The 16,721-nt window shown below is 72.4% G+C and carries 15 protein-coding genes and 1 tRNA gene; 11 read left to right on the top strand and 5 right to left on the bottom strand.

Annotation, left to right across the window (positions count from 1 at the left end):
• The first annotated feature begins 241 nt into the window (after positions 1 to 241).
• Positions 242 to 313: transfer RNA gene (locus KBX37_RS23900), tRNA-Arg, on the top strand.
• A gap of 170 nt (positions 314 to 483) precedes the next feature.
• Entirely contained in the window at positions 484 to 1,161 is a 678-nt protein-coding gene (locus KBX37_RS23895; RefSeq protein WP_210778149.1) for a hypothetical protein, read from the top strand.
• On the opposite strand, the gene KBX37_RS23890 is transcribed toward KBX37_RS23895, so the two are convergent.
• Positions 1,158 to 2,564: a serine/threonine-protein kinase gene (locus KBX37_RS23890; RefSeq protein WP_210778148.1), complete on the bottom strand. Its 1,407-nt coding sequence runs from the start codon at positions 2,562 to 2,564 to the stop codon at positions 1,158 to 1,160. The two genes, KBX37_RS23895 and KBX37_RS23890, sit on opposite strands and share 4 nt — an antisense overlap.
• Positions 2,565 to 2,630: 66 nt before the next feature.
• Between KBX37_RS23890 and KBX37_RS23885 the strand changes: the two genes are divergently transcribed.
• From KBX37_RS23885 to KBX37_RS23865, 5 genes are all read left to right on the top strand, one after another.
• Positions 2,631 to 3,179, top strand: coding sequence for an RNA polymerase sigma factor (locus KBX37_RS23885; RefSeq protein ID WP_210778147.1), 549 nt, complete (start codon positions 2,631 to 2,633; stop codon positions 3,177 to 3,179).
• A gap of 469 nt (positions 3,180 to 3,648) precedes the next feature.
• Positions 3,649 to 5,196 (top strand): multiple monosaccharide ABC transporter ATP-binding protein, encoded by a 1,548-nt coding sequence (mmsA, locus tag KBX37_RS23880; RefSeq protein ID WP_210778146.1) that lies wholly within the window; start codon positions 3,649 to 3,651, stop codon positions 5,194 to 5,196.
• Complete coding sequence (gene mmsB, locus KBX37_RS23875; RefSeq protein WP_210778145.1) at positions 5,193 to 6,491, top strand: multiple monosaccharide ABC transporter permease; 1,299 nt, start codon at positions 5,193 to 5,195, stop codon at positions 6,489 to 6,491. The genes mmsA and mmsB overlap by 4 nt, the downstream gene beginning before the upstream one ends.
• Positions 6,492 to 6,540: 49 nt before the next feature.
• Positions 6,541 to 7,641 (top strand): sugar-binding protein, encoded by a 1,101-nt coding sequence (locus KBX37_RS23870; protein ID WP_210778144.1) that lies wholly within the window; start codon positions 6,541 to 6,543, stop codon positions 7,639 to 7,641.
• Positions 7,642 to 7,757: 116 nt separating this feature from the next.
• Positions 7,758 to 8,984 carry an ROK family protein gene (locus KBX37_RS23865; protein WP_210778143.1) on the top strand — a complete coding sequence of 409 codons (1,227 nt, stop codon included), beginning with the start codon at positions 7,758 to 7,760 and terminating at the stop codon, positions 8,982 to 8,984.
• A 138-nt stretch (positions 8,985 to 9,122) separates the two neighbouring features.
• Here KBX37_RS23865 and ligD read toward each other — a convergent pair whose 3' ends face one another.
• Both ligD and KBX37_RS23855 read right to left on the bottom strand, forming a co-directional pair.
• Positions 9,123 to 10,082 (bottom strand): non-homologous end-joining DNA ligase, encoded by a 960-nt coding sequence (gene ligD, locus KBX37_RS23860; protein ID WP_210778142.1) that lies wholly within the window; start codon positions 10,080 to 10,082, stop codon positions 9,123 to 9,125.
• 48 nt (positions 10,083 to 10,130) lie between these two features.
• Positions 10,131 to 10,892 carry an isocitrate lyase/phosphoenolpyruvate mutase family protein gene (locus KBX37_RS23855; protein ID WP_210778141.1) on the bottom strand — a complete coding sequence of 254 codons (762 nt, stop codon included), beginning with the start codon at positions 10,890 to 10,892 and terminating at the stop codon, positions 10,131 to 10,133.
• Positions 10,893 to 10,945: 53 nt separating this feature from the next.
• On the opposite strand from KBX37_RS23855, the gene KBX37_RS23850 reads away from it, so the two are divergent.
• The gene (locus KBX37_RS23850; RefSeq protein ID WP_210778151.1) at positions 10,946 to 12,352 is read left to right on the top strand and encodes a PLP-dependent aminotransferase family protein; all 1,407 of its coding nucleotides are present in this window, start codon (positions 10,946 to 10,948) and stop codon (positions 12,350 to 12,352) included.
• On the opposite strand, the gene KBX37_RS23845 is transcribed toward KBX37_RS23850, so the two are convergent.
• Positions 12,292 to 13,734, bottom strand: a complete 1,443-nt coding sequence (locus tag KBX37_RS23845; protein ID WP_210778140.1) for an MFS transporter — start codon at positions 13,732 to 13,734, stop codon at positions 12,292 to 12,294. The two genes, KBX37_RS23850 and KBX37_RS23845, sit on opposite strands and share 61 nt — an antisense overlap.
• A gap of 99 nt (positions 13,735 to 13,833) precedes the next feature.
• Here KBX37_RS23845 and KBX37_RS23840 point away from each other — a divergent pair, with 99 nt between their 5' ends.
• A complete protein-coding gene (locus tag KBX37_RS23840) occupies positions 13,834 to 14,202 on the top strand; it encodes a helix-turn-helix domain-containing protein (RefSeq protein ID WP_210778139.1) in 369 nt (122 codons plus the stop codon).
• Here KBX37_RS23840 and KBX37_RS23835 read toward each other — a convergent pair.
• Positions 14,156 to 15,403: an NAD(P)/FAD-dependent oxidoreductase gene (locus KBX37_RS23835; RefSeq protein ID WP_210778138.1), complete on the bottom strand. Its 1,248-nt coding sequence runs from the start codon at positions 15,401 to 15,403 to the stop codon at positions 14,156 to 14,158. The two genes, KBX37_RS23840 and KBX37_RS23835, sit on opposite strands and share 47 nt — an antisense overlap.
• A gap of 57 nt (positions 15,404 to 15,460) precedes the next feature.
• Here KBX37_RS23835 and KBX37_RS23830 point away from each other — a divergent pair, with 57 nt between their 5' ends.
• Together KBX37_RS23830 and KBX37_RS23825 are read left to right on the top strand one after the other, a co-directional pair.
• On the top strand, positions 15,461 to 16,072 hold the full coding sequence (locus tag KBX37_RS23830; RefSeq protein ID WP_210778137.1) for a PadR family transcriptional regulator: 612 nt from the start codon (positions 15,461 to 15,463) through the stop codon (positions 16,070 to 16,072).
• 77 nt (positions 16,073 to 16,149) lie between these two features.
• Entirely contained in the window at positions 16,150 to 16,710 is a 561-nt protein-coding gene (locus tag KBX37_RS23825) for a TetR/AcrR family transcriptional regulator (protein WP_210778136.1), read from the top strand.
• Positions 16,711 to 16,721: the final 11 nt, after the last annotated feature.

The raw sequence follows: 16,721 nt of genomic DNA, 5'->3' as shown, positions 1-16,721 counted from the left end.
GATCGTCCGACCCGAAGCCCACAAATGCTCCAACACCTGCCGATGCCCGAACGTCAACACACCCGGCCTCGCCACCAGCACCCCCAGCCCAACCAAGATCAGTTGCACTGAAGCCTAGAAACCACCCGGCGTGTCGGGACAACAACTTCATGATCAACGCGGGATTCGAGGGACACGGAAGGGGGACCAGGTGCCGATTCGGTGTTCGGAACGGGGTTTGGTACTCTTCTCGGGTCGCTGAGCCCCCGTAGCTCAGGGGATAGAGCACCGCCCTCCGGAGGCGGGGGCGCAGGTTCGAATCCTGCCGGGGGCACATCATTGACATACGCGAATGGCCCCGGCTGCCCAGCCGGGGCCATTCGCGTTTCCGACAGAATCTCGTCCGGTCTCCCCGAACGGGATCAGGAAAATCCGCATCACACAGGCAGAACCCGAAACCTTGCCCGGACGGAAGGAATGCCCCTGATGCGGACCCTGCGCCTGATGACTGCCGCTCTCAGCCTCTCGATCCTGACCGGCTGTACGACCGAACCGGAGAATGTCGACGGAGAGGCGGGACCGGCGGGCGCCCCGTCGGCGACCGCCACCGCCGGCGCGAGCGCCGCCGCCTCCTCGACCACCCCGTCGGCGATCGCCAGTGCCGCCGTCTCCCCGAGCGCCGCAACCTCGACCACCCCGTCGGCCGCCCCGTCGATTTCCGGTAGGACCAGCGAGATCCGCAAGACGGACTGGGCCAACGTGACGCTGGCGAATCTGGACTACCTGGGCCTCGGTGACGTGCGGTTCCGCAATGGCAGGGGGTCCTCCGGTGCCAACAACTGCACGATGCTGCCCGGCGGCGCACGACCCGCGTACGCGGAGTTTCTCACCGAGGAGCCGGCGAACAGCCCGGTCACCGAGGATGCGCTCATCCTCATCGAGTGCGGCAGCGACGGCATGGATCAGGCGCTCATCCCGGTCAAGCTCGGCTTCGACCAGAAGACCCGCGAGACGATCGGGTTCATCCAGGCCGACCCGTCCAGCGGGCCGGACAGCCGGATGACCTTCACCTCGTACACCATCGCGAGGGGTGTGATCGTCACCACCGTCCGGAAGGCCGACGGCGCCCAGGAGACGCGGCGCTACCGGTTCGCCGGCGGCACGAGCTGGGAACGCGCCTAGACCGCCGGCGCCAACGAGTCGCTCGTCCACACACCGCGCAGGATCTCGTCGGTGCGGTCGACCCCGTCGACCTGCCGGATCTGGACGTAGACGCCGTAGTCGCCGGTCGACGGCGTCATCAGCGCCTCGGTGAAAGAGATCATGGTGCCGCCGCAACGCGTCCAGTGTTGCACGGCGGTCGTCCTGGCGCCTGTGCTGTACCGCCGGTCGGGTTCCCGAACACACGTCGAGTGGTCGGGCAGCGCCGGAGTGCGACCGCGCAACGCCCTGCTCGCACCGACGAACACCCCCGGGATGGCCTTCGTCGGGTCGGACCACACGGCGAGGTCCGCGCCGACGACCAGACCAGGGGCGCGACCGGCCGGCAGGCGGATGGACTGCGGGTTCCAGCCGGAGCCCCGCACCTGTCCGGCCCATGCCGCCGGCACCGCGACGGAGAGGCTGCCGGAGGCATCGGCCACCCGCGTCCATCGGGATTTCAGCAGCAGCCCGTCGGCCCATGCCGTACCGACGAGCACGGCCACGACAATCAGGACGGACGCGGCCGCCAGCCGCCGGACGGGCCAGGACCGTCGGACGGGCCGGCCCGCCGCCACGGCGTCCAACGCGTCGGCGAACGCGGCCGCCGACGGCCACCGTCGTGCCGGATCGGGATTCAGCGCCCGCAGCACCACGCCGTCCACGTACGACGGTATGTCCGGTCGAACCTTCGACGGGCGCACCACGGGAATCGCGGCGGCTGCCGCGACGGCCTGGACCGACCCGGGAAGGCTGGGAGGTCGACCGGTGAGCATGTGGTAGGTCAACGCTCCCAAAGCGTAGACATCGGCGCGTGCGTCGACGCCGCCACCGAGGCGGGCCTGTTCGGGTGCCATGTAGCCGGGTGAACCGGCGATGATGGTGAAGCCGGAGCCGTGTGCGAGGGCCTTCGCCAGGCCCAGATCGCCGACGAGCGCCCGTTCGCCGGCGCCCGGTCCGGTGAAGAGCACATTGGACGGTTTCAAGTCCCGATGAATGATGCCGAGGTCGTGCAGGACGGCCACGCCCCGGGCGAGGTCCGCCGCGGTACCCAACGCGTCCCGCACCGGCATCGGTCCGGTCTCGAGCCGCTCCGCGAGGGTGCCCCCCGACGCGTGGGTCATCACCAGATAGGGCCGCCCATCGGCCAACTCGCCCACGTCGAGAACGCGGACCAGTCGATCCGACTCGGCGCGGCGCAGGATGCGCGCCTCCTCGGTGAAGCGGGCCCGGACGTCGATGTGGTGCGTCCAGTTGTCCGCCAGGACCTTCACCGCGACCGACGTCCCCAGGACCTCGTCGTCGGCGAGCCACACCGTGGCGAACGAACCCGACCCGAGGCGCCGACGAACCCGATACCGACCAATCCGCTCGGGGACCGACACGGCCGTACTATAGGCCGATCGTGGGCCGCTCGCTGCCGTCACCACCTGCGGGGAAATGGACACGCCATGGCGCTCAGCCCGGAGACCGAGGCTCTCGCGCGCATGGCCGCAGCCGGCGATGCCAGGGCGCTCGACGCGCTGCTGACGCGCATCGGGCCGGATGTGCTTCGACAGTGTGGTCGGTTCCTCCCGTGCCTCCAGGACGCGGAGGAAGCCTGCCAGGACGCGCTGCTCCAGGTGGCACTGAACATCACCCGGTTCGAGGGTCGGTCGAAGTTCTCCACCTGGCTGCACGTCGTGGTGGCCAACTGCGCCCGGCAGACGTATCGCTCGCTGAAGCGGCGCGCGGCAGAGCGGATGGCTGCCGAACTGCCGGTCAATCTCCCGGATCCGCGGACCACGAGCGTGATCGCCGGTTCCCGCCTGGACCTGCTGGACGCGCTGGAACGCCTGGAGGCGCACCGGCCCAACCTGGTGGCCGCTCTGGTTCTGCGGGACCTGTGCCAGCTCGACTACGACGAGATCGCCGAGCAGCTCTCGATACCTGTCGGCACGGCGAAATCACAGGTTCACCGGGCACGGCAGCACGTTCGCCATTCGCTCGACGGTGCGTGACGGCGCAGGCGGGGCCGGACGTACGCACCCCAGCCTCGGCTGGCAGCGCATAGCTGATTTCGTCACAGTTGGCGGTTTTTGAACCGTACGTCGCACGCTGCGGAGCACGGGCAGAAAAGTCCTGCCGGGGCACATCAGATCGCAGGGCCCGCGGCCCTGCCGCTCCCCCGGGCGGGACAGCCCCCATGCAGGTCGTGGCACCGGTGGCCCGGGGCGGGGCGGACCGGCCAGGGCGGGAGACCGGCGCCACAGCCGTCGATGTCTACCGCGTCACCCCGCCGTCCGGGAACCGGACAGCCGCGTCAGCCGGGGCACGGACCGGACTCCACATTGCCGGATTGTTACAACTGGCGGGCACTGGAAACTTGCGGATCGCCTTCGCGCGTGAATAAGTTGTGGTACGCAACAAAACCTCGTGAGGCCCGATCCAGCGAGAGGCATCCATGATGTTGGCGAGGTGCAGCAAGTCATGAGCGACGCGCCCATCCTCCTGGAAATGCGCTCCATCACCAAGGAGTTCCCGGGAGTCAAGGCCCTTTCCGACGTCAACCTCGTGGTTCGCGCCGGTGAGATCCACGCCATCTGCGGCGAGAACGGCGCGGGCAAGTCGACGCTGATGAAGGTGCTCAGCGGCGTCTACCCGTACGGCACGTACGACGGCGACATCATCTATCAGGGCGCCGAGACCCGCTTCTCCGACATTCGGGCGAGCGAGGCCGCCGGCATCGTGATCATCCATCAGGAGCTCGCGCTCATCCCGCACATGTCGATCGCCGAGAACATCTTCCTCGGCAACGAGCCGCGCAAGCGGGGTGCGATCGACTGGAAGGCCGCGAACCGGATGGCGCTGGACCTGATGGCCCGGGTCGGTCTCCAGGAGGACCCGGACACCCTGATCAAGGACATCGGCGTCGGCAAGCAGCAGCTGGTGGAGATCGCCAAGGCGTTCGCCAAGGACGTCAAGCTGCTCATCCTGGACGAGCCCACCGCCGCGCTCAACGAGGCGGACTCGCGCCACCTGCTGGACCTGCTGCGCGGCTTCCGCTCGCGGGGCGTCACCTCGATCATGATCTCGCACAAGCTGAACGAGATCGAGGCGATCGCCGACCAGATCACCATCCTCCGCGACGGCAGGACGGTGGAGACCCTGGACGTCCAGGCGGGCGGGGTCGACGAGGACCGGATCGTGCGGGGCATGGTCGGTCGCGAGCTGAGCAGCCGCTTCCCGGACCACACGTCCAAGATCGGCGAGGTCTTCTTCGAGGTCCGCGACTGGAACGTCCGGCACCCGATCTCGGCCGAGCGCCAGGTCTGCAAGAACGAGAGCTTCGTCGTGCGCCGCGGCGAGATCGTCGGCTTCGCCGGCCTGATGGGCGCGGGCCGCACCGAGCTGGCGATGAGCGTCTTCGGCCGCTCCTACGGGGTGTACGAATCGGGCACGATCATCAAGGACGGCAAGGAGATCGTGCTCAAGTCGGTGGCCGACGCGATCCACCACGGGCTCGCGTACGTCAGCGAGGACCGCAAGGCGATCGGTCTCAACCTGCTCGACGACATCAAGACGTCGACGGTGGCCGCCAAGCTGTCCAAGATCTCCCGGCACGGCGTCCTGGACGAGGTCGCGGAGTACAAGGCGGCCGAGTCGTACCGCCGGGAGCTGCGGACCAAGACCCCGTCGGTCGACGAGGGCGTCTCCAAGCTCTCCGGCGGCAACCAGCAGAAGGTCGTCCTGGCGAAGTGGATGTTCACCGACCCCGACCTGCTGATCCTCGACGAGCCGACGCGCGGCATCGACGTGGGCGCCAAGTACGAGATCTACGGAATCATCCAGCGGCTCGCCGACCAAGGGAAGGGCGTCGTCGTCATCTCCTCGGAACTGCCTGAGCTGATCGGGCTCTGCGACCGCATCTACACCGTGTTCGAAGGAACCATCACCGGCGAGATCGCCCGCGATGATGCGGACCCGGAGACCCTCATGAAACAGATGACCTCTACGAAGAAGATGCAGACACGATGAGCCGATTGAAGGACCTGCAGAAGAACCTCTTCGGAGGCACCACCTCCAACGCCCGCCAGTTCGGGATGATCTTCACCCTCGTGGCGATCGTCGTCCTGTTCCAGATCCTCACGGACGGGCTGACCCTGCGGTCGGACAACCTGATCGCGCTGTTCCAGCAGAACTCGTACATCCTCATCCTGGCCATCGGCATGCTGATGGTGATCGTCGCCGGGCACATCGACCTGTCGGTCGGCTCGGTCGCCGCCATCGCCGGCATCCTGGTGGCCAAGTCGATGGCGGAGTGGTCGCTGCCCTGGCCCGTCGCCATCCTCTTCGGCCTCGCCATCGGCGCGATCATCGGCGCCTGGCAGGGCTTCTGGGTCGCCTACATCGGGGTGCCGGCGTTCATCGTCACCCTGGCGGGCTTCCTGCTCTTCCGGGGCGGCAACCAGTTCATCGGCAACGCGAACACCATCCCGGTGCCGGAGGACTTCCGGCTGATCGGCTCGGGCTTCCTGCCCGAGGTCGGGCCGAGCACGGGCTACAACAACCTGACGCTGCTGCTCGGCCTCGCCGCCTGCGTGGCCGTGGTGTGGCGGGAGTTGAAGTCCCGCAAGACCCGTCGGGAGATGGACGCCGACCCGGCGCCGATGTGGATCTCGGTCCTCCGGATGGCCGTCATGGTCGGTCTGATCGTCTTCGCCTCGCTGCGCTTCGCCAGCGGCCGGGTCGGCACCAGCTTCCCGGTCTCCGGCATCATCCTGGTGGCGCTGGTGCTGGCGTACTCCTTCTACACCCGCAACACCGCCGGCGGCCGGCACATCTACGCGGTCGGCGGCAACTCCCGGGCCGCGGAGCTCTCCGGTGTGAAGCTCAAGCGGGTCAACTTCTTCGTCATGATGAACATGTCGGTCCTGGCCGCGCTGGCCGGCATGATCTTCGTGGCCCGTTCGGCGGCCTCCGGTCCGCAGGACGGCAACGGCTGGGAGCTGGACGCGATCGCCGCGGTCTTCATCGGTGGCGCGGCCGTCTCCGGCGGCATCGGCACCATCAGCGGCTCGATCGTCGGCGGTCTGGTCATGGCCGTGCTCAACAACGGCCTGCAACTGCTGGGTGTCGGCACCGACCGCGTCCAGATCATCAAGGGCCTGGTCCTGCTGCTCGCCGTCGCGCTCGACGTCTACAACAAGAAGCAGGGACGTTTCTCGATCATCGGCAGCCTCACCCGCTCGTTCCGCCGAGACACGCCCAGCACGCCCTCGTCCCCGCCCGAAGCGGAGCGCGAGCCCGCCAAGACCGCGGTGTCCGGCTGACGGCCACCGACCTCTCCCCTATCACCACAGAAGAAGGGCACTACTCCCCATGCGCAATCTCCTTGCCAAGACGGTGGCGATCGGCGCCATCGCGACGCTGGCCCTGACCGGCTGCGGCTCCGGCCGTGACGGTGAGTCCGGCGGTGCCGGCGCCCCGGCCAAGGGCTTCGCGGCCGACTCCCTGATCGGTGTCGCCCTGCCGTCGAAGACCTCGGAGAACTGGGTCCTCGCCGGTGACCTGTTCACCAACGGCCTGAAGGAGGCCGGCTTCAAGAGCGACGTGCAGTACGCCGGCGCGTCGACCACCGTCGCCGACCAGCAGGCCCAGATCACCGCCATGGTGACCAAGGGCGCCAAGGTCATCGTCATCGGCGCGACCGACGCCGCGCAGCTGTCGACCCAGGTCGCCGCCGCGCACCAGGCCGGCGTGAAGGTCATCGCCTACGACCGGCTGATCACCAACACCCCGGACCTCGACTACTACGTCGCCTTCGACAACTTCAAGGTCGGCCAGCTCCAGGGCCAGGCCCTGCTGGACGGCATGAAGGCCAAGAAGCCGAACGGCCCGTACAACATCGAGCTCTTCTCCGGCTCCCCGGACGACAACAACGCCGGTGTCTTCTTCAACGGTGCCATGAGCGTGCTCAAGCCGGAGATCGACAAGGGCAACCTCGTCGTCGCGTCGAAGCAGACCGAGGTCAAGCAGACCGCCATCCAGGGCTGGAAGGCCGAGGGTGCGCAGGCCCGCATGGACCAGCTGCTGACCTCCGCCTACGGCAACAAGCAGCTGGACGGCGTCCTCTCCCCGAACGACACGCTCGCCCGCGCGATCATCACCTCGATCAAGGGTGCCGGCAAGCCGATCCCGGTCGTGACCGGTCAGGACTCCGAGGTCGAGTCGGTCAAGTCGATCATGGCTGGCGAGCAGTACATGACGATCAACAAGGACACCCGGAACCTGGTCAAGCAGACCATCGCGATGGTGAAGTCCCTCCAGGCCGGTGACAAGCCGGAGATCAACGACACCAAGTCGTACAACAACGGCAGCAAGGTCGTCGACACGTACCTGCTCCCGCCGGTCGCCGTGACCAAGGCGAACGCGGCCGAGGCGTACGCGAACGACCCGAAGCTGGCGCCGCTCACCAAGTAACACCAGCGGGTAGTCACGACGTCGGGTCCCGGAAGTCCGTTTCCGGGACCCTTCGTTGTACTCCCCGGCAGATACCCACAACAGACCGGGAGGCGGGCCTGACCGTGGCGACACCCATGCGGTCCGGGCCACCCCGGCAGGGCCGCAACCCGGAACCCCTGCTGGCCTCGGCGCCCGGCGCCAGCCAGGAGGAGATCCGCCGGCAGAACCTCGGCGCCGTGCTGCGCTACGTCCACGTGCACGGCCCGACCTCCCGCGCCGAGCTGACCAGTCGGCTCCGGCTCAACCGGAGCACCATCGGCGCGCTCGCCGCCGACCTCGCCGCCGCCGGCCTGGTGACCGAGGAGGCACCCACCACCGCCCGCCGCGCCGGCCGCCCCTCGCTGGTGGTCAGCCCCCGCTCCGACCGCGTCTACGCGCACGCGCTGAGCATCGAGGCGGACCGGCTGCGCGCCGCCCGCGTCGGCCTCGGCGGCCGCATCCTCGACCTGCGCGAGGCCGACCGTCCGTCCGGAATGACGGCCCCCGAGGCCGTCACCCCGCTGGCCGACTTCGTCCGCGACATGGAACGCGCCGTCCCCGGTGACGCGCTGCTGGCCGGCGGCGCGGTCGCCGTGGTCGACACGACCCGCGACGCCGACGGCCGGATCCGGATCGGCGGCGCCGACGAGACGCTGCACGCCGCGCTCAACGCGGAGTTCGCGGCCGGCCCCCGATTCGTCACCGGCGACCTGGCCGACATCGCCGCCCTCGCCGAGCACGTCCGGGGCGTGGCGGCGGGGGTCAACGACGTCGTCTACCTGCACGGTGACCTGGGCGTCAGCGCCGGCATCATCAGCGGCGGCCGGCTGGTGCTCGGCCACCGCGGGCGCAGCGGCAAGGTCGGCCACATGGTGGTCAACCCGGACGGCCTGCCCTGCGGGTGCGGCTCACGCGGCTGCTGGGAGACCGAGATCGGCGAGGCGGCGCTGCTGCGGCACGCCCGCCGGGAGCCGGGCGACCCGGACGCGGTCGCCGAGGTCCTGCGCGCGGCGGCGGCCGGGGAGCAGCCGGCGGTGGCGGCCGTGGAGCGGGTCGCGGACTGGCTCGGCTTCGGCGTGGCCAACCTGGTCAACGTGGTCAACCCGAACACCGTGGTGTTCGGCGGCTCGCTGCGCGAGCTCTACCTCGCCGGCGCGGGCACGGTCCGCCGCCGCCTGGACACGATGGTCCTGCCGCCCTGCCGCGAGATCGTGCACCTGCGCGCGGCGGCGCTCGGCCGCGACGCCGCCCTGATCGGCGCCGCCGAACTGGCCTTCGACACGCTCCTGGCGGACCCGCTGCAGATCGCCGCCACCGGCTAGGCGTCCTGCCCGGCGGTCCGCCCGAGCGCGGCCGGCCGGCACCCGGCGCCTGACCCGTCCCCGATCAGCGGCAGCGGACCCGAGGGCGCACGACACGTCGCCGGCGCTCGGCCGGCCCCGGTGGACCGGGACCGAACGTCAGCCGGCCGCCCGCCGGGCCCGGGCCCGGCGCTTCCCCTCGTGCATGGCCTGCACCCGGGCGACCGGGATGGTCCGCCCCTCGGCGACCAGGTCGGCCGGGAGCCGCTGCGGGGCGGGCAGCGCGTCGGCCCACGGGTCCCGGTCGGCCACCAGTGCCGGCACCGTCCGCACCGTGAAGTCGGCCGGGGTGACCCGGTCGAGGTCGTCCCAGCCCACCGGGAAGGAGACCGGCAGGCCGGGCCGGACCCGCGGGCTGTACGCGGCCACCACGGTCGCCCCGCCGGCCCGGGTCGCGTCGACGAAGACCCGGCCACCCCGGTCCTCCCGGATGAAGGCGGTGGTGGCCAGGGCCGGGTCGAGCCGTTCGGCGTGCACGGCGAGGGCGCGGGTGGCGGCGGCCGCCTCCTCCGCGGTGGTCGCCGGGTCGACCGGTACGAAGACGTGCACGCCCTTCGCCCCGCTGGTCTTCACCGCCCCGGCCAGGCCGACGTCGTCGAGCGCCCGCCGCACCAGCGCGGCGGCCCGGACGACCAGCCCGAACGGCTCCCCCTCCGGCGGGTCGAGGTCCAGCACCAGGTGGGTCGGGTGCTCGGGGTGCGCCACGGCGCTCAGCGTCGGGTGGTACTCGATCGCCCGCTGGTTGGCGAACCAGAGCAGGGTGGGCCGGTCGTCGCAGAGGGCGTAGGACACCTGCCGGTGGGACGCCTCCGCCCAGACGGAGGTGCGGCGCACCCAGTCCGGCGTGTACCTGGGCAGGTTCTTCTGCATGAACGGGTCCTGCCCGCGCAGCAGCCGGATCACCGAGAGCGGCCGGTCGCGCAGGCCGGGCAGGATGCGCTCGCGCACGGCGTCCAGGTAGTCGACCAGGTCCCGCTTGGTGACGTCACCGCCGGCGAGCAGCGGTTGGTCCAGGTTGGTCAGCCCGACCCCGTCCCGGGTCTCCTCCGCCCCGTTCATCAGCCCACCTTCCCGGCTGCGCCGTCCGGCCGCAAGCCGACGCGGCGGTCAGCCCGCGAACGGGTCGCCGCCGCCGCGCAGCGCGTCGAGCATCCCGGCGGCCCGGGCCCGGGCCGCGTCGTACACCCCGGAGCCGAGGCTGATCCGGGCCACGCCGAGGCGGGCCAGGTCCCCGACCCCGGGGGTGCCGGGGCGCAGCAGCACGTTCACCGGCCCGTCGACCGCCGCGACGAACCGCCCGATCAGCTCCGGGTCGGCCAGCAGGATCGGGTAGACGCAGTCGGCGCCGGCGGCGCGGTAACGATCGGCCCGGCGGACCGCCTCGTCGAACGCCCGGGCCGGATCGCCGGCGGCGCGCAGGAAGACGTCCACCCGGGCGTTGACCACCAGGTCCGGCCCGGCCGCCGCGCGGACGGCGGCGAGCAGCTCCGCCTGATCGTCCACCTCGCACAGCCGTCCGGTACCCGGTTCGGAGTCCTCCAGGTTGAGTCCGACCGCCCCGGTGGCGAGCAGCCGCTCGACCAGTTCGGCCGGCGGCAGGCCGTACCCCCGCTCCAGGTCGGCGGTGACCGGCACCTCGACGGCCCGGACGACCCGGGCCACCGCGGCGAGCATCTCGGCCACCGGGGTGGCCTCGCCGTCGGTGTGGCCGAGCGATTCCGCGACGGCGGCGCTGCTGGTGGCGACGGCGGGGAAGCCGGCGGCGACGACGGCGCGGGCGGAGCCGGCGTCCCAGGCGTTCGGCAGGATCAGCGGGTCGCCGGGGCGGTGCAGGGCGCGCAGCGCGGCGGCGGAACGGGTCGACGTCATGAGTCGATTCTCGGCCGGCGGGTGGCCCACCCCTAAGCTCCAATATCGTGCCGATGGACTGGGCCGGTTTCGGCGTCGACCTGCACCTGGAGCTGGACGCCAGCGGCGGCCGGCGGGCCGGGCTGGAACGCGCGCTGCGCGCGGCCATCCGGGACGGCCGGCTGCCGCCGTCGACGCGGCTGCCCGCGACCCGGGCGCTCGCCGCCGAGCTGGGCCTGGCCCGGGGCACCGTCAGCGCCGCGTACGACCAGTTGGTCGCCGAGGGCTGGCTGGTGGCCCGGGTCGGCTCCGGCACCGAGGTGAGCCCGCTGCGGCAGCCCGGGCCACCGGCCGCCCCGCCGACGCCCGGTCCCGCCGCGCCCCGGTACGACCTGCGGCCGGGCAGCCCGGACGTGGGCGCCTTCCCGGTCACCGCCTGGCTGCGGGCCACCCGCCGGGCGCTGGCCGTCGCCCCGGCGAGCGCGTACGGCTACGGCGATCCGCGCGGGCGGGCCGAGCTGCGGGCCGCGCTCGCCGGCTACCTGGGCCGGGCCCGCGGCGTGCTGGCCGACCCCGAGCGGATCGTCGTCACCAGCGGGTACGTCCAGGCGCTGGTGCTGCTGACCACGGTGCTGCGGGAGGCCGGCGCGCCGACGGTGGCGATGGAGGACCCGGGGTTGCCCTTCCACCGCGAGGTGGTAGGCCGCCAGGGCGGCCGGGTGCTGCCGCTGCCGGTGGACGACGGCGGGGCCCGCACCGACCTGCTCGGCTCCGGGGCGCTGACCGAGGTGGCGGCGGCGGTGCTCACCCCGGCCCACCAGTACCCGACCGGGGTGACGCTGCGTCCGGACCGCCGGCACGCGCTGACCGGCTGGGCCCGGGACGCCGCCGCCCTGGTGGTGGAGGACGACTACGACGGCGAGTTCCGCTACGACCGGCAGCCGGTCGGCGCGGTGCAGGGCATGGCCCCGGAGCAGGTCGCCTACGTCGGCACCGCGGCGAAGACCCTCGGCCCGGCGTTGCGGCTGGCCTGGCTGGTGCTGCCGGCCCGGCTGGTCGAGCCGGTGGTGGAGGCCAAGCGCCACCTGGACGTGCAGACCGAGGTGGTCGGGCAGCTCGCGCTCGCCGACCTGATCACCAGCCACGGGTACGACCGTCAGGTGCGCACCGTCCGCCGCCGCTACCGGCAGCGGCGTGACCTGCTGCTGGACCGGCTGGCCGGGCTGACGCCCGTCGGCGGGGTCGCCGCCGGGCTGCACGCCACCGTCGCGCTGCCGCCGGGCGGGCCGACCGAGGCGGAGGTGCTGGCCGCCGCGGCCGCCCGGGGGCTGGCGCTGACCGGGCTGGACGCCCATCGGCACCGCCCCGGGGCGGGCCCGCCGGGGCTGGTCGTCGGGTACGCCACCCCGCCCGCGCACCGCTACCCGGCCGCGCTGGACGAGCTGGCCACGGTGCTGCGTACCGTCTGGAGCCGGCCCTGACCTCGGCGCAGCGCCACCAGGGCGACCAGCAGCGCGGCGGTGACCAGGGCGGCCGCGGCGGCGAACGCGGCGCGGTAGCCGGCGGCGAGGGCGTCGGTCCCGGCCCGGCCGGCGGCGCCCAGCACGTCGGTGCGGTGGGCGGCCAGGGTGGCCAGCGCGGCCAACCCGAGCGCGCCGCCGACCTGCTGGGTGGTGTTGGCCAGCCCGGAGGCGAGGCCGGCGTCGGCCGGGTCCGCGCCCGCCATGGCGAGGGTGGTGACCGCGGGCAGGGTCAGCCCGCCGGCCAGGCCGAAGACGAGGATCGCCGGGAGCACGTCGGTCGGGTAGTCGCCGTCCACCGGCAGCCGGGCCAGCAGCAGGAAGCCGGGCACGGCCAGCGCCAGCCCGGTGAGCAGCACCGCCCGGCCGCCGAACCGGGCGATCAGCCGCCCGGCGAGGCCGAGCGTGACCATCGCGATCACCACCGGGGTGGGGAGGAAGGCCCGCCCGGTGGCGGCCGGCGCCAGGCCCAGCACGAGCGGGTGGTCCAGGGCCAGCCGGAACTGGAAGCCGAAGAACGCGGCGATGGTGAGGAACTGGACCAGGTTCGCGGCGACCAGGTCCGGCGTGCGCAGCACCCGGGGCGGTAGCAGCGGGGTGGCGGCGACCGCCTGCCGGAGCGCGAACGCGCCGAGCAGCGCCCCGGCCAGCAGCGCGGCGGCGAGGGTGCGCGGGGACGTCCAGCCGTGCTCGCCGGCGCCGACGATCGCCACCACGGTGGCCATCAGGCCGGCGGTGACCAGCGCCGCGCCGGGCAGGTCGAGGCCGGCCCGCAGCCCGATGCCGGAGTCGGCCGGCACCCACCGCGCGGCGCCGCCCACGATGAGCAGGCCGATCGGCAGGTTGATCAGGAAGATCGCCGGCCAACCGGCCAGCTCGGTGAGGAACCCGCCGGCCAGCAGGCCGAGCGAGGCGCCGGCCGCGCCGGTGAAGCTGAACACCGCGATGGCCCGGGCCCGCTCGGCGGGCGCGGGAAAGAGCCCGACGACCATGCCGAGGCCGACCGCGGTGGTGAGTGCCCCACCGGCGCCCTGGAGGAACCGGGCGACGACCAGGGTGGTCGGGTCGCCGGCCAGCGCGCAGGCCACCGAGGCGAGGGTGAACAGGGCGACGCCGGCGAGGAACACCCGCCGGCGGCCGGCCAGGTCGCCGAGCCGCCCGGCGAGCAGCAGCAGCCCGCCGAACGCGACCAGATAGGCGTTGACCACCCAGGGCAGGTCGGCGGCGGCGAAGCCGAGGTCGCGCTGGATGGCGGGCAGGGCCACCGCGACGATGCTCCCGTCCAGAATGATCATCAGGCTGCCGGCGCAGAGCACGAGCAGCGCCGCCCATCGGTTCGTCATCGACGTCCTCCTTGGTGCATGGTTTGTTACCAAGGCCATCGTCTGTGACCATCAGACCGAGCGGAAGGAGGCACTTTGGTGTCCCAGGGGAACAGCTGTGTGTCCATCGGACGCGCCCAGGCCCGCGCCTGCACCGTCCGCGAGGCGCTGGACCGGGTCGGCGGCAAGTGGAGCATCGGCATCCTGGTGGCGGCCGCCAAGGGGCCGGTCCGCTTCACCGAACTGGAACGGCAGGTGGAGGGGATCAGCCGGCGGATGCTGACCCTCACCCTGCGCAACCTGGAACGGGACGGCCTGCTGCACCGGCGGGTGTACCCGACCGTGCCGCCGAAGGTGGAGTACACCGCCACCCCGATGGCCCTGGAGCTCTACGAGTCGCTGGTGGCGCTCACCGACTGGGCCGAACGGCACCGCGGGGCCATCAGCGAGGCGCGGACCGCCTACGACCGGGAGCACGCGGCGCAGTGACTCCGGCGGCGACCGGCGCGTCCCACTCGACGTGGTGGTCGTACAGCCAGGCGAGGGAGGCGCCGCCGGTCTTCGCCATCCGCCTGGCGTACAGGGGCAGGGCGACGTCCCGCACCAGCCGGGCGACCGGACCGGCTGCCTTGGTGCCGCTGTTCCGCCGCCCCTGCGCCACCACCCGCTCGACCCGCTCCCGGCGCAGCCGCTCGTACGCGGTGAAGGCGGCCGGCACGTCGGGCAGGTCGCGCAGGCACCGGGCCAGCGTCACCGCGTCCTCGAACGCCATCGCCGCGCCCTGACCGGAGGAGGGAGCGGCGGTGTGCGCCGCGTCGCCGATGACGATCATCCGGTCGCGGTGCCAGACGGGCAGCGACGGCAGGTCGTAGGTGGGCCAGCCGTACCGGATCCGGTCGGTGGCCTCGACGATGCGCAGGGCCGGGCCGGCGTCGTCCGCGAAGAGGGCGCGCAGCCGGGCGCGTGACTCCTCCGGGCCGATGGCGGCGAGCTGGTCCGGGGTCAGCTCCGCCGGCTGGGGCGGGTTGGCGAACCACCAGATCTCGTCGTCGCCCACCGGGATCCAGCAGAAGAAGCACCGCCGACCGAAGACCATGTTCATCACGCCCGGCTCGCCGGGCAGGCCGAGGCCGCGGGTGAAGCCACTGGCGTTGAGCAGCGGGACGTAGCGGGGCGCGGGCGCCGCCGGGTCGATGATCTCCCGGGTCCGCGAGCGCAGCCCGTCGGCGCCGATCAGGAGGTCACCCTCGGCGCTCCGGCCGTCGGCGAACCGGGCCGTCACCCCCGCCCCGGTCGACTCGGCCGACACCAGGCGGGCGCCGTGCACGATCGGTACGCCCTGCCGGGCGGCCTCGTCACGCAGCGCCCGGTAGAGGTCGGACCGACGAACCGTGGTGCTGCCCCGCCCCCGGGTACGGGTGCCGCTGGTGCCGAACTCGCCCAGCCGGCGGCCCTGGTGGTTGAACATCGCCATCCGGGTAGTCGGGTGGCCGAGCCCGGCGACCAGCTCGTCCAGGCCGATCGCCCGCAGCGCGTCCATCCCGTTGACCGAGAGGGTCAGGAAGGAGCCCACGCCGACGGCGTCCCGCTCGTACGCCTCGTAGATCGCCGAGTCGATGCCGGCGCGGCGCAGGGCGAGGGCGGCGACCGGGCCGGCGATGCCACCACCGATGATCAATGCGTTAGTCATGTCATGACTATACATAGAATGACTATGACGAGGAAGACCGTCACCTAAGGTGAGGCCATGGCCGCCCGCGCACACCGCCACTCACCGCTGGCGATGATGGTGCTCGCCCTCCTGGTCGAGCAGCCGATGCACGCGTACCGGATGCAGCAGCTCATCCAGGAGCGCGAGAAGCAGGACGTGGTCAACGTCGCGCAGCGCAACAGCATCTACCAGGCCATCGAGCGGCTGCGGCGCGACGAGCTGGTGCGGGTCAGCCACACCGCCCGGGACGAGCGGCGGCCGGAGCGCACGGTCTACGAGCTGACCGACGCCGGCCGGCGGACGCTGGACGGCTGGCTGGTCGAGGCGCTGGCCACCCCCGCGCGCGAGTTCCCCGAGTTCCCCGCCGCGCTCTCCTTCCTGCCGCTGCTGCCACCGGCCGAGGCGGCCCGGCAGCTCGAACGACGCGCCGAGACCCTCGCCGCGCGGCTGCGCGAACGCGAGGCCGTCCTCGCCCGGGTCGACCTGCCGCGGCTCTTCCTGGTCGAGGACGAGTACCGGCTGGCACTGCTGCGGACCGAGCTGGAGTGGGTCCGCGGCCTCGCCGCCGACCTGCGCGCCGGGACGCTCACCTGGTCCGGCGAGTGGCTGGCCGGCTGGACCGGCGCGGCGGACGGCGGCGGGCCGTGACCGGTGTGGCGAACGCCACCCGACGCGTCTGACCGATCGGTCAGGCTCTGACCGATCGGTCAGGCATGCTGGAACGCATGGCACGGACGACCCCGCAGACCCACGGCGAGATCCTGGCCGCGGCGGCACGGCGGTTCGCGGCGACCGGCTACAAGGGCACCTCGTTGCAGGACATCGCCCGCGAGGTGGGCTGTTCCAAGGCGGCCGTGCTCTACCACTTCGCCAGCAAGGAAGCCCTGCTCGCCGAGCTGATGGCCAGGCCGCTCGAGGTGCTGCACCAGCTCGACGAGCGGATCGCCGTCCTCGACGGCGCCGCCGCCCAGCGCGCCGCCGCCGAGGGCTTCGTGGACCTCGCGGTCCGCTTCCGGCGGGAGATCGCGCTGCTGCGCGGCGAGTTCCCCGAACTGCTGGCGCAACCGGCCTTCGCCCACGTCCAGCGCATCTCCGAACGGCTGCTCGACGCGCTCGCGGGGCACTGCGACGGCCCGGGCGGCCGGATCGCGGCGATGGTCGTGCTGGCCGGGGTGCCGGAGGCGTGCGCCGAGTTCGTCGACGTGCCCGACGACGAGTTGCGCCCCGCCCTGCTGGCGATCGCCACCCGGGCGCTGGCACCGCTCGACCCACCCAACCCCGAATGAGGACAAGGATC

The organism is Micromonospora sp. U56 (genome assembly GCF_018070095.1).
Classification (GTDB): domain Bacteria; phylum Actinomycetota; class Actinomycetes; order Mycobacteriales; family Micromonosporaceae; genus Micromonospora; species Micromonospora purpureochromogenes.
The sequence above is the reverse complement of the archived record's forward strand: the minus strand, read 5'-3'. Positions and strand labels throughout refer to the sequence as shown.

What these genes read in the sequence shown, in the direction of transcription:
- KBX37_RS23895 (WP_210778149.1), top strand. Translation starts at nt 484, where the DNA reads ATGACTGCCGCTCTCAGCCTCTCGATCCTGACCGGCTGTACGACCGAA.
- KBX37_RS23885 (WP_210778147.1), top strand. Translation starts at nt 2,631, where the DNA reads ATGGCGCTCAGCCCGGAGACCGAGGCTCTCGCGCGCATGGCCGCAGCC.
- mmsA (WP_210778146.1), top strand. Translation starts at nt 3,649, where the DNA reads ATGAGCGACGCGCCCATCCTCCTGGAAATGCGCTCCATCACCAAGGAG.
- mmsB (WP_210778145.1), top strand. Translation starts at nt 5,193, where the DNA reads ATGAGCCGATTGAAGGACCTGCAGAAGAACCTCTTCGGAGGCACCACC.
- KBX37_RS23870 (WP_210778144.1), top strand. Translation starts at nt 6,541, where the DNA reads ATGCGCAATCTCCTTGCCAAGACGGTGGCGATCGGCGCCATCGCGACG.
- KBX37_RS23865 (WP_210778143.1), top strand. Translation starts at nt 7,758, where the DNA reads ATGCGGTCCGGGCCACCCCGGCAGGGCCGCAACCCGGAACCCCTGCTG.
- ligD (WP_210778142.1), bottom strand. Translation starts at nt 10,082, where the DNA reads ATGAACGGGGCGGAGGAGACCCGGGACGGGGTCGGGCTGACCAACCTG.
- KBX37_RS23855 (WP_210778141.1), bottom strand. Translation starts at nt 10,892, where the DNA reads ATGACGTCGACCCGTTCCGCCGCCGCGCTGCGCGCCCTGCACCGCCCC.
- KBX37_RS23850 (WP_210778151.1), top strand. Translation starts at nt 10,946, where the DNA reads ATGGACTGGGCCGGTTTCGGCGTCGACCTGCACCTGGAGCTGGACGCC.
- KBX37_RS23845 (WP_210778140.1), bottom strand. Translation starts at nt 13,734, where the DNA reads ATGACGAACCGATGGGCGGCGCTGCTCGTGCTCTGCGCCGGCAGCCTG.
- KBX37_RS23835 (WP_210778138.1), bottom strand. Translation starts at nt 15,403, where the DNA reads ATGACTAACGCATTGATCATCGGTGGTGGCATCGCCGGCCCGGTCGCC.
- KBX37_RS23830 (WP_210778137.1), top strand. Translation starts at nt 15,461, where the DNA reads ATGGCCGCCCGCGCACACCGCCACTCACCGCTGGCGATGATGGTGCTC.
- KBX37_RS23825 (WP_210778136.1), top strand. Translation starts at nt 16,150, where the DNA reads ATGGCACGGACGACCCCGCAGACCCACGGCGAGATCCTGGCCGCGGCG.